14 protein-coding genes are annotated in these 10,340 nt (G+C 73.0%); 8 read left to right on the top strand and 6 right to left on the bottom strand.

Going from position 1 to position 10,340, the window contains the following annotated elements; genetic code table 11:
• On the bottom strand, nt 1–201 hold a 201-nt coding region (locus BUB17_RS21350; protein WP_141243140.1), incomplete at its 3' end, for a hypothetical protein.
• A 223-nt stretch (nt 202–424) separates the two neighbouring features.
• Nucleotides 425–733 carry a hypothetical protein gene (locus tag BUB17_RS21345; protein WP_072920685.1) on the bottom strand — a complete coding sequence of 103 codons (309 nt, stop codon included), beginning with the start codon at nt 731–733 and terminating at the stop codon, nt 425–427.
• Nucleotides 734–1,182: 449 nt separating this feature from the next.
• On the opposite strand from BUB17_RS21345, the gene BUB17_RS21340 reads away from it, so the two are divergent.
• On the top strand, nt 1,183–1,878 hold the full coding sequence (locus BUB17_RS21340) for a peptidoglycan-binding domain-containing protein (RefSeq protein ID WP_244277413.1): 696 nt from the start codon (nt 1,183–1,185) through the stop codon (nt 1,876–1,878).
• 209 nt (nt 1,879–2,087) lie between these two features.
• Here the strand turns inward: BUB17_RS21340 and BUB17_RS27095 are convergent, their stop codons facing one another.
• Nucleotides 2,088–2,246: a hypothetical protein gene (locus tag BUB17_RS27095; protein WP_175561446.1), complete on the bottom strand. Its 159-nt coding sequence runs from the start codon at nt 2,244–2,246 to the stop codon at nt 2,088–2,090.
• A gap of 457 nt (nt 2,247–2,703) precedes the next feature.
• Between BUB17_RS27095 and BUB17_RS21335 the strand changes: the two genes are divergently transcribed.
• Both BUB17_RS21335 and BUB17_RS21330 read left to right on the top strand, forming a co-directional pair.
• Nucleotides 2,704–2,904 carry a hypothetical protein gene (locus BUB17_RS21335; RefSeq protein WP_072920683.1) on the top strand — a complete coding sequence of 67 codons (201 nt, stop codon included), beginning with the start codon at nt 2,704–2,706 and terminating at the stop codon, nt 2,902–2,904.
• Entirely contained in the window at nt 2,901–3,149 is a 249-nt protein-coding gene (locus tag BUB17_RS21330; protein ID WP_072920682.1) for a hypothetical protein, read from the top strand. The genes BUB17_RS21335 and BUB17_RS21330 overlap by 4 nt, the downstream gene beginning before the upstream one ends.
• A 66-nt stretch (nt 3,150–3,215) precedes the next feature.
• On the opposite strand, the gene BUB17_RS21325 is transcribed toward BUB17_RS21330, so the two are convergent.
• Both BUB17_RS21325 and BUB17_RS21320 read right to left on the bottom strand, forming a co-directional pair.
• A complete protein-coding gene (locus BUB17_RS21325; RefSeq protein ID WP_208983564.1) occupies nt 3,216–4,214 on the bottom strand; it encodes a patatin-like phospholipase family protein in 999 nt (332 codons plus the stop codon).
• 34 nt (nt 4,215–4,248) lie between these two features.
• Nucleotides 4,249–4,467, bottom strand: coding sequence for a hypothetical protein (locus BUB17_RS21320; protein WP_141243139.1), 219 nt, complete (start codon nt 4,465–4,467; stop codon nt 4,249–4,251).
• A 16-nt stretch (nt 4,468–4,483) separates the two neighbouring features.
• Between BUB17_RS21320 and cutA the strand changes: the two genes are divergently transcribed.
• A complete protein-coding gene (gene cutA, locus BUB17_RS21315; protein WP_244277412.1) occupies nt 4,484–4,882 on the top strand; it encodes a divalent-cation tolerance protein CutA in 399 nt (132 codons plus the stop codon).
• The gene (locus tag BUB17_RS21310) at nt 4,879–6,720 is read left to right on the top strand and encodes a putative bifunctional diguanylate cyclase/phosphodiesterase (protein WP_072920679.1); all 1,842 of its coding nucleotides are present in this window, start codon (nt 4,879–4,881) and stop codon (nt 6,718–6,720) included. Before cutA ends, BUB17_RS21310 begins: the two co-directional genes overlap by 4 nt.
• A gap of 109 nt (nt 6,721–6,829) precedes the next feature.
• Here the strand turns inward: BUB17_RS21310 and BUB17_RS21305 are convergent, their stop codons facing one another.
• Complete coding sequence (locus tag BUB17_RS21305; RefSeq protein ID WP_072920678.1) at nt 6,830–7,117, bottom strand: DUF6343 family protein; 288 nt, start codon at nt 7,115–7,117, stop codon at nt 6,830–6,832.
• 46 nt (nt 7,118–7,163) lie between these two features.
• Between BUB17_RS21305 and prfB the strand changes: the two genes are divergently transcribed.
• The 3 genes from prfB (at nt 7,164) to ftsX (ending at nt 10,228) form a co-directional block, all read left to right on the top strand.
• Nucleotides 7,164–8,279 carry a peptide chain release factor 2 gene (gene prfB, locus BUB17_RS21300; protein WP_072920677.1) on the top strand — a complete coding sequence of 372 codons (1,116 nt, stop codon included), beginning with the start codon at nt 7,164–7,166 and terminating at the stop codon, nt 8,277–8,279.
• 301 nt (nt 8,280–8,580) lie between these two features.
• Nucleotides 8,581–9,270 (top strand): cell division ATP-binding protein FtsE, encoded by a 690-nt coding sequence (gene ftsE, locus BUB17_RS21295; protein WP_072920676.1) that lies wholly within the window; start codon nt 8,581–8,583, stop codon nt 9,268–9,270.
• A 73-nt stretch (nt 9,271–9,343) separates the two neighbouring features.
• The gene (gene ftsX / locus BUB17_RS21290) at nt 9,344–10,228 is read left to right on the top strand and encodes a permease-like cell division protein FtsX (protein ID WP_072920675.1); all 885 of its coding nucleotides are present in this window, start codon (nt 9,344–9,346) and stop codon (nt 10,226–10,228) included.
• Nucleotides 10,229–10,340 lie beyond the last annotated feature (112 nt).

Below are 10,340 nucleotides of genomic sequence, written 5' to 3'. Positions count from 1 at the left end.
CTTGACCTTGACTGCGTCGGCGATCTCCACCGTCCAGCCGCGCAGCTCCAGCTGATCGTGGATGAACCGCGCGCCATTCATCGACTCGATCACCGCCGTGATCGGTTGTCCGAACTCGCCGAGCCGATAGGCCAGCGAGGTCAGGCCGCCGGCGTCCGGCGCCGCCGTCGTAACCGCGACCGACGTCCCTGTCTGGTCCATGACATGCACATCCAGACGAGTCCTGCTCAGATCCAACCCAACGTGCAACATGAGGACCGGGCCTCCTTCCGTCACGCATTCCGGCTCTCACCGCAAGCGTGATCCGGGGGGAGGCCCCCGTCTTCATGGCATTCAGGGACGCCGGGAGCAGTCGCATGGCGGATGATCCGCAGGACAGGCCCTGGTCGACGGGTACCGCGTCCACCGACGTCGCCCTGAGCGGCTACGGCTGCGGATCGGCTCTCGGCATCGACGGGATGGTGGAGCCAGTCCAACGCTGACCGGCCACTTCGAGCTCGCGCACCTTCAGCGAGCCGATCTCGACTTCCTCGGCGCGCAGTCTTCGGATCACTGCGTCAGCGATCGCGAGTCGGCCGACGGCCATCGCGCCGACCGCGGTGACGGCGAGAGCAAGGGGCCCCATCGCCGACGGCCCGAGGATGCGCGCCCCGACAGCCATTGCGCCGGTGACGCTCGCCGTCGTGGTGGTGGAGCCGGTCCTCTGCCGACGGGTGCTGATGATGCCGGACATGGCGCCTCCTGTGGCGGTTGCCAGGGCATGGCAAGCAACCGTTGCGCGTCCTCGACGGTCGGGATTGCGTGGGCGGTCTGACTCCGAGCCAGAGCCGCGATCCGGTCGGCGCGCCTCCACCGCCTGTGAGGAGCCAGCAACAGACGGGGAGTCCGGTGGTGAGGGCTTCGGGCTCTGCCCGAGGTGACGTCCCAGCTGGTGGTGCACTCGCGGTCGTGCGGGTCCACAGGGCGTCCCCGTCCACGTCCACCTGGGTCACCCACACCCGCCTGACCGGCTTGGATCTGTCGCCATCGTGCACGGGTCCACCTCCGCAGCGCCGCGGTGTGCGGGCTAGGAACCGCACCGTCACGGTCCCGTCACCGGGGGAGTGCCGCGGCCGGCCCACCCGCGGCACGGGTGATGCGCGGGTGACGGCCTCGTGACGGCGGGAGGGTTCGGTGGCGCCCATGACCGAACTCCTGGGACAGGCGATCTCGGGCACGCTGACGACGGGCCCGATCGAAGGGACAGCGGCGCACCACGCCGGCCGCACCTTCCTCGTGGGTGTCCGTGCAGGCCGCAACAAGGACTTCGACCGGCTCGTCTTCGACTTCGAGGGCCCGGCCCCCGGGTTCCACGTGCGGTACGTGGACCAGCTGATCGAGGACGGGTCCGGCCGGCCGATCCCCCTTCGCGGTCGGGCCGTCGTCGAGATCACCCTGCGACCCGCGGCTGCGCACCGGGACGACGGCACCCCGACGCGGAGGGGCCCGCTCCCCGACCTGACGGGGTTCGCGACGTTCCGCCAGATCGCCGACGCGGGTGACTTCGAGGGCGTGCTCACCTGGGGCATCGGGGTGGCCGCCGAGACCGGGCTCCGCGTCACCACGCTCAGCGGCCCGACCCGTATCGCCGTGGACGTGGTCCATGCCGAACCGGGGACCGGCAACCAGCTGCTCCGCCGCGGTGAACGCGGAGCCGCGGTGGCGACCTGGCAGTGGCGTCTGGTCCAGGCCCTCGACCGGCGGGTCGACGTCGACGAGGTCTTCGGGCCGATGACGGAGGAGGCGACCCGCGACTTCCAGAGCGCTCACGGGCTTGCCGTCGACGGCGTGGTCGGACCACGCACCCGCGCCGCGATGGTGCGAGCCCTCGGTCTCTGACGCTCGAGGAGGGCGCGCCGGCGCGCGGAGGGGCCCGCCAGCAGGGGCTCGCGGAGTTCGTCGACGCCGACACCGCCACCGGCTGTTCGTCGTCGTCGAGCGCGACCGCTACGTCGACCCGTGACGGCCTGCGGTCGCTCCCCGGGCGCGGGTTGCTCGCCGACCCGCGCGAGGACGCAGGATCACCGCTCGCGTCCGTCCGTTCGCCGTCACAGCGACTCCGGCTGGCACGGGAACGGGATCCACCAGAACCAGATCCGCTCGCAGCTCTGCTGGGTGGTTCCACTGCTGCCCGCGGCGACTCCTGGAGCGAGCAGTACGACTGCTGCTCCGATCACAGCGACGACACCGGCTCGCAGCAGTCTCATGGCACTCCTCGAGGCTCGTCTCGCCCGTCGTGGACTCGTTCGTCTCGTCACCGGAGGACGCGATGCCCACCCGCCCTCCGGGCCGCTACAGGGCCTTTGGTACCTGAGCGGGCAGCAGTCGAACACCCCTGTCGTCGCGCTGTGCGCGGGTGCCGTTCGGAGAGGGGACTCGGCGCCGCGCGGCGACCCGCCCGGAGGGCAGCGCATCCCCTGTCCGGGTGTCCCCGTGGCCGAACCACGTGACCCGGGGTGACCGGGGGCTCCAGGATGCGGCCGTGGCGTCCAGAACACCCAGCCGTGCCGGGAGCCGGCGAGCGACGGGCCGGGAGACCGCCCTGTCGATCGTGGTGACCGGCAGCCTCGCCGCCACCCCCGAGCGGTCCACCCGGGACGACCTCCGCCGGCACCCGGTCCCCGCTCCGGTCGGGCCGGGCGCCCGGGGGCCGGGGTGAGCCCCGTGCAGTGCACCGCGATCGTCCTCGTGGCAGCCGGGCGGGAGGTCCGCTGCGCCAAGCCCGCCGGCCACGGGCCCGTCGAGGACCTGCACCAGGGGCTGCTCCGGGTGACCCTGCCCGACGGCCGCGAGCACGCGGCGTCGCTGGTGTGGAGTTCCACGCCGAGCCCCTGGGAGGACGAGATCCTCCGGCGGTCGACGTGACACCCCGGGACGACGCCGCCGGCACGGTGTTCACGGCGACGACGGCGCTGCCGTATCCGCACTCCGCGCACGCGACCGCCGGACTGCGGGCGCAGCTGGGCCACCGCCTGCTCCACGCCGGCTGCTCGGAGCGCCCGGACTGGGAGACGCTGCTGGTCGCCGGGCCGTTGGAGTCGACGACCGACCGCGGGCGCACGTGGTTCGAGTACGTGGCCACCGTCGAGCTGCGGCGGACGCGCTCCTAGCGCCTGAGCGGCCGAGCCCCGCGCCGCTCGGCCTCGTCGACGGCCGACCGGCACCGGGTGCGGGAGTCAGCCGGCGCCGCGGCACTCGCGGAGGTAGTCCGCCCAGCTCCAGCCGGCCAGGAAGTCCCGGGCCGCCGCCGAGCCGGACGCGACCAGCCGCGCCCGCTCGGCCTCGTCGACGTCGAACTCGGTGAGGCCGGTGCCGCTCGTGTCGACCGAGAAGGCCCGCCGGCGCACGCACGGCTGGGCCAGGTAGGAGCGGTCGCGGGCGCTGATCGTCGTCGCCACCAGTGAGTCCAGCAGCCCCAGCGGCCCCGGCAGCAGCCGGCCGTGGGGGAAGACCGACACGTCCTCGTCCGAGAGGGTGCCGCCGACGCCGATGCCGAACGTCGGCCAGCGCGGGGCCGCGGCGTCGGTGCGGTCGAAGGTCTCCACCGGGAAGTTGGACAGCACCCCGCCGTCCACCAGCGTCGAGCGGCGCCCGGTGCGGGGGTCGCGCAGCGTCTGCGGCGAGAAGAAGTACGGGATGGCCAGCGACGCCCGGACGGCGTCGGCGACCGGCTGGGCGTCGGGGTCCAGGCCGTAGTCGCGGTAGTCCCAGGGCAGCCGCAGCAGCCGGCCGCGGGTGACGTCGGTCGCCGTCACCACGAGGCGGTAGCGCTGCCACGGCGCCAGGGCCGGGTCGTCGCCGGGGTCGTCGCGGCGCAGGTCGCCGAAGGTGCGCACGCCCAGGTCGGCGAGCTCGCGGCGCACCCACTCGGTGACGTAGCGCCCGGGGTGCAGCCCGGAGCGGATGAGCAGCCCGACCGCGGGGGCCACCACGGGGACCGGCGCCCAGGAGTCGGGCACGCGGTCGTACTCCAGCCGGGACGCCCGCTCCAGCACGCCGTCGGCGTCGAGCCCGGTGGCGAGGAACGCGGCGAGCACGGCGCCGGCCGAGGAGCCCGCGACCCGCTCGAACCGGTACCGGCGCAGCAGCTCGACGGCGGCGCCGACCAGGGCGACGCCCTTGACCCCACCACCCTCCAGGACCAGGTCGGCGGGCAGCCGGTCGGGTGGGGGCACGCCCGAACCGTAGGCGCGACCCCTCCCGCTCCGCTCAGCCGCCGCGCTGGACCTCCGCGGCCACCACGCCCCGCAGGGCGAGCAGGAGCGCGGCGTCGGACGTGTTCCCCCGCTCCAGGGCGATGCGGGCGTCCGCAGGCAGGGTGGCCAGCTCGACGTCGTCGAGCCAGGCCGTGTCGCCGCCCATCCGGCGGCCCACCTTCAGGCTGTCGCCGTCGGGGCGGAGCACGTAGTCCTCGCTGTCGATCGTCACGGTCATCTCCTCGTCCATGCCCCCGCCCCTACCCCGCGGAGCTGTCGGTCCACCCCTGCAGGATGGAGCCGTGGAGGAGGACGTGTGCGAGATCGTCGTCGCCGGACGTGACGCGGAGTGGCTGAGCGGGTACACACGGAGACTGGTAGAGGAGAGACTGGTGGCGTGCGGCCACCAGCTCGCCGCGATCCGGTCGGTCTACCGCTGGGAGGGCGTCGTGCACGACGAACCCGAGGCGCGCGTCGCCCTGCACACCCGCCGGTCGCTGGTGCCGGAGGTCGTCGCGCGCACCGCTGAGCTCCACCCGTACGACGTGCCCTGCGTGATCGCCCTCCCGCTGGTGGGGGGCAACCCCGAGTACCTGCGGTGGGTGGTCCGGGAGACCCGGGAGCCGGAGAGGGGGGACGGGGCATGAGCGCCGCCCGGCTGGGCAGGGTGGGCGACGAGACCGACGAGGACCTCTCGGATCTGGCAGGAGCGCGTGTGGGACGAGGACCGGCAGACCACGACCTGCCGCTCGACGTCCGCCGCCGGGTCGGCGGGCCGGCGCAGCCCGCCGTCGTGGTCGAGGCCGTGCTCGACGCGCTGCCCTCGCCCACCCTCCTGATCGACGCCGGCGGCACGGTGCTGCTGGCCAACACCGCCTGGGAGAAGGCCGCCGAGGTCCTCGGCGACGAGCGGGTGCGCTTCGGGGTGGACGGCGACTACTTCGCCATGGCCTCCCGGCTCACCGGCGACGACAGCACCGCCACGCTGGTCGACCAGCTGCGCGAGCTCTCCCGCGGCGAGCGCTCCTCGGTGCAGGCCGACTACGCGCTGGAGTCGCCCAGCGGCACGCGCTGGATCCACCTGCAGGCCTCCCGGGTCGACCGCGCCGGCCAGGTCGTGGTCACCCACACCGACGTCACCTCCCGGGTGGCCGCCGAGCGCGCCTCGGACTGGCGGGCCCGGCACGACACCCTCACCGAGCTGCCCAACCGCGCCCACCTGCACGAGCTCATCGACACCGAGCTGCAGCGGCACGACCGCGGCCCGGTGTCGGTGCTCTTCCTCGACATCGACGGCTTCAAGGAGGTCAACGACTCCCTCGGTCACGATGTCGGCGACGACCTGCTGCGCCAGGTGGCCGCGCGGTTGACCGGCTCCACCCGGGCGGGCGACACCGTGGGGCGGCTCGGCGGCGACGAGTTCGTCGTCCTCTGCCGCGACTGCGACACCACGGGCGCCGAGGCCCTCGCCGACCGCTGCCGCGCCAGCATCGACCGTCCCTTCGAGCTCGGCGGCCGGCTGGTGCGCCTGGGGGCCAGCATCGGGATCGCCACCGCGGCCGCGTCCGGCCCCGCCCCCGTGCGCTCCACCGACCTGGTGCGCGACGCCGACCTCGCCATGTACGCGGCCAAGGCGGCCGGCCGCAACCGCGTCCGGCTGTTCACCGCCGACCTGCGCGCCGCCGCCCAGCACCGGGCCACCGTCGCCTCCGAGCTGCGCGACGCGGTGGAGGACGGCCAGCTGGTGCTGCACTACCAGCCGGTGGTGCACCTGCCCTCGGGACGGTGCACCGGCGTCGAGGCGCTCATCCGCTGGCAGCACCCCCGCCGCGGTCTCCTCGCGCCGGCCGACTTCCTGCCGATCGCCGTCCAGCACGACCTCATGGGGGTGATCGCCCGCTGGGTGCTGCACACCGCGACCCGGCAGACCGCGGCGTGGGCGGCGGTCGGCCTGAACCTGGTGACCGCGGTGAACACCAGCGCCACCCACGTCGCCGCCGGCACGCTCGTCGCCGACGTCCAGGAGGCGCTCGCCCACTCCGGCCTGCCGCCCGAGCAGCTCGTCGTCGAGATGGCCGAGCGGTCGGTGGCCGAGGACGTCGAGCGCGCGGCGGCGCAGTTCGCCGAGCTGCGCCGGTCGGGCGTGGAGGTCTCGATCGACGACTTCGGCAGCGGCTTCTCCTCGCTGGGCCAGCTGGTCGCCATGCCCACCGGCCTGCTGAAGATCGACCGCAGCCTGGTCGCCTATCCCGAGGGGCGGCGCAGTCAGGCGGCGGCGGCGATCGCCGCCGTCGTGGCGCTGGCCGGGGCCTGCGGCGTGCGCACCCACGCCGGGGGCGTGGAGACCGCGGAGCAGCTGGAGCTCGCCACCGAGCTCGGTTGCACCTTCGCGCAGGGCTTCCACCTCGCCCGGCCGATGCCGGCCGAGGAGGTGGCCGGCTGGCTCGCCGGGTACGCCGGCCAGCCGGCCACCGCCCTGTTCTGAGGACGCCGGCGTCAGCTCGGCGCGCCGCGCGCGGCCTCGCTGTCTCGGGCCGGCCCCGTCCCGGGCAGCCCCCGGGCCTGCGACGAGCGGGCGCGGGGAGGTCCTCTCCTCAGCCGGGCTCGCCACGCATCTTGCGGCGGGCCACCACGACCAGGTCGACGGCGGCCACCACGACCAGCACGAACAGCACGACCGCCGCCCAGACCGGCAGACCGGCGGCCAGCCACAGGATGCCGCCGCCGAGGCAGACGACCAGGCCGAAGGCGGCCAGCACCAGCCGCAGCGTCAGGGCCGACTGCGCAGGCGGTGCGCCGCCGATGCCGGCCGTCGGGTCGTGGTGGTCGGGGAGGCCGCGCGTGTAGTCGGGACGCTCGCGCGGTTCACGGGGCTCGCTCATGCCGTGGCTGTCTACCCCCGTCAGAAGCGCACTACCCTGGGTCGATGTGGCCGCTGACTTCTCCGTCGTCCTGGACGAGCTCGACACGACCCTGAGGTCCATCGAGGCTGTCCTCGACGTCGACCGGCTGCGTCGCGAGGTGGCCGAGCTCGAGCAGCAGGCCTCCGCGCCCGACCTCTGGAACGACGTCGAGGCCGCGCAGGCGCTCACCTCCAAGCTCTCCTACCTGCAGGGCGACCTGCGCCGGGTGGAGGAGCTGCGCAGCCGCCTGGATGACGTCGGCCTGCTGCACGAGATGGCCGTCGAGGAGAGCGACGAGGCGACCGCGGCCGAGACCGAGCGGGAGCTGGCGAACCTGCGCCAGGCGATCGACGAGCTCGAGGTGCGCACGCTGCTCTCCGGCGAGTACGACTCCCGCGAGGCGCTGGTGACGATCCGCTCCGAGGCCGGTGGCGTCGACGCCGCCGACTTCGCGGAGATGCTCATGCGGATGTACCTGCGCTGGGCCGAGCGGCACCGGTACCCGATCGAGCTCTACGACGTCAGCTACGCGGAGGAGGCCGGCATCAAGTCGGCGACCTTCGCCGTCAAGCAGCCCTACGCCTACGGCACGCTCTCGGTCGAGCAGGGCACCCACCGGCTGGTGCGCATCTCGCCGTTCGACAACCAGGGCCGCCGCCAGACGTCCTTCGCCGGCGTCGAGGTGCTGCCGGTCGTCGAGCAGACCGACCACGTCGACATCCCGGAGAACGAGATCCGGATCGACGTGTTCCGGTCCAGCGGCCCCGGCGGGCAGAGCGTGAACACCACCGACTCCGCCGTCCGGATCACCCACCTGCCCACCGGCATCGTCGTCTCCTGCCAGAACGAGAAGAGCCAGATCCAGAACCGGGCGGCCGCGATGCGCGTCCTGCAGGCGCGGCTGCTGGCCAAGCGGCAGGAGGAGCAGCGGGCCGAGATGGACGCGCTGAAGGGCGAGGGCGGCAGCAGCTGGGGCAACCAGATGCGTTCCTACGTCCTGCACCCGTACCAGATGGTCAAGGACCTGCGCACCGAGCAGGAGACCGGGAACACCTCCGCCGTCCTCGACGGGGACATCGACACGTTCATCGAGGCCGGGATCCGCTGGCGCCGCCAGCAGGAGTCGGTGCCCGCCGGCTGACGAAGGACCCCCTGCTCCCCGCCACTCGCAGGCTCGCAGCGGGCCCCTGCAGGGGGCCAGCGGTGCCCTGGACGGGGCCGGCGGCGGGACCCTGCAGGGGGGCCAGCAGGACCCGGCGGGCCGACGGGATCAAGCGTCCCGTTCGTCACACCCGTCGCACGGCCGGACGCCGGATGCGCCACGCTGGGTGACGGGCGTCCCGGGCCCCTGGCGGAGCTGCTCACGCTCCGTCGGGACGGGACGGCGGCCGACCGCGCGTGACACTCCAGTCTCCCGGGTTCGAGAGGTACCGTGGCCCCTCGTGATCGAACTGCAACACGTCACCAAGCTCTACCCGGCCAGCTCGCGGCCGGCCCTCGATGACGTGTCGACGGAGATCGACAAGGGCGAGTTCGTCTTCCTGATCGGCTCGTCGGGCTCGGGCAAGTCGACCTTCCTGCGGCTGCTCCTCAAGGAGGACGACCCCACCAGGGGGAACGTCATCGTCAACGGCAAGACGCTGAACACGATGAGCAAGTGGCAGGTGCCCAAGCTCCGCCGCACCATCGGCTGCGTCTTCCAGGACTTCCGCCTGCTGCGCAACCGCACCGTGGCCCAGAACGTGGCCTTCGCGCTGGAGGTCATCAACAAGCCCCAGCGGACCATCAAGCGCGTCGTCCCCGAGGTGCTGGAGATGGTGGGCCTCGAGGGCAAGGCCCACCGGCTGCCCAGCGAGCTGTCCGGCGGTGAGCAGCAGCGCGTCGCCATCGCCCGCGCGTTCGTCAACCGGCCGCTGGTGCTGCTGGCCGACGAGCCCACCGGCAACCTCGACCCGGAGACCAGCGAGGGCATCATGCTGCTGCTGGAGCGGATCAACCGCACCGGTACGACGGTCGTGATGGCGACGCACGACTACCACATCGTCGACTCGATGCGCCGTCGGGTGATCGAGCTCAACGGGGGAGCCCTCACCCGCGACCAGTCGCGCGGTGTCTACGGGGTCGGCCGCTGACGCGGCCGCACCGGATCGACCGCTGACGCGGCGTCCCCCGCCCCCACCTGCCTGACCTCACGACAGGGAATCCATGCGCGTCAACTTCGTGCTCTCCGAGGTGGCCACCGGGCTGCGTCGCAACCTGACCATGACGGTCGCGATGATCCTGACCACGGCCATCTCCCTCGGCCTCATGGGCACCGGCCTGCTGATCGCCGGGATGATCTCCGACATGAAGGAGATCTACTACGACAAGGTGCAGGTCTCCATCTTCCTGGCCGATGACGTCACCGACGAGCAGCGCTCGGCCATCGAGCAGCAGCTGGCGGGCTCGCCCGAGGTGGCCAACCACATCTACGAGTCCAAGGACGAGGCCTACGCCCGCTTCCAGCAGCAGTTCAGCCAGCAGCCGGAGCTCGTGCAGAACACCCCGGCCGACGCGCTGCCCGAGAGCTTCCGCGTCGAGCTGGTGAACCCCGAGCGCTACGAGGTCATCGCCGCGGAGTTCCCGAACGGGCAGAACGGCGTCGACCAGGTGCGCGACGAGGGGGACTTCCTCGACCGGCTGTTCAGCCTGCTCAACGGCGCGCGCAACGCGACGATCGCCGTCGCCGTCGTCCAGGCGCTCGCCGCGTTGCTGCTGATCTCCAACACGATCCAGCTGGCCGCCTTCAACCGGCGCAACGAGACCAACATCATGCGGCTGGTCGGCGCCTCGCGTTGGTACACGCAGCTGCCGTTCATCCTCGAGGCCGCGCTGGCCGGGCTGATCGGTGCGCTGCTGGCGATCGGCGGGCTGGTGGTCACCAAGGTCCTGTTCGTGGACAAGACCCTCGCCGGGCCGATCCGGGCGGGGATCATCCCGCCGGTCGACTGGGGGGCGATCGCGTTCATCAGCCCGGTGATCGCCGCCGCCGGCGTCGGGCTGGCCGGTGTCGCCGCCTACGTGACGCTGCGGCTGTACGTGCGCATCTGAGCGAGGACCATCTCGAGGTCTCCGCGAGATCTGCACAGTGGTCGCCATCAGTGCCCCGATGGCCGCCACTGTGCAGATCTCGTCGCGTTCCGGGGCCGCAGTAACCTGGGCC

The sequence above is a fragment of the Geodermatophilus obscurus genome, assembly GCF_900143215.1.
In the GTDB taxonomy this organism is placed as follows: domain Bacteria; phylum Actinomycetota; class Actinomycetes; order Mycobacteriales; family Geodermatophilaceae; genus Geodermatophilus; species Geodermatophilus obscurus_A.
This window is presented reverse-complemented; position numbering and strand designations above follow the sequence as displayed.

Coding starts and splice junctions, on each gene's coding strand:
- BUB17_RS27095 (WP_175561446.1), bottom strand. CDS start 2,246: ATGAGACTGCTGCGAGCCGGTGTCGTCGCTGTGATCGGAGCAGCAGTC.
- ftsX (WP_072920675.1), top strand. CDS start 9,344: ATGCGCGTCAACTTCGTGCTCTCCGAGGTGGCCACCGGGCTGCGTCGC.
- BUB17_RS21305 (WP_072920678.1), bottom strand. CDS start 7,117: ATGAGCGAGCCCCGTGAACCGCGCGAGCGTCCCGACTACACGCGCGGC.
- BUB17_RS21345 (WP_072920685.1), bottom strand. CDS start 733: ATGTCCGGCATCATCAGCACCCGTCGGCAGAGGACCGGCTCCACCACC.
- BUB17_RS21310 (WP_072920679.1), top strand. CDS start 4,879: ATGAGCGCCGCCCGGCTGGGCAGGGTGGGCGACGAGACCGACGAGGAC.
- BUB17_RS21340 (WP_244277413.1), top strand. CDS start 1,183: ATGACCGAACTCCTGGGACAGGCGATCTCGGGCACGCTGACGACGGGC.
- cutA (WP_244277412.1), top strand. CDS start 4,484: ATGCCCCCGCCCCTACCCCGCGGAGCTGTCGGTCCACCCCTGCAGGAT.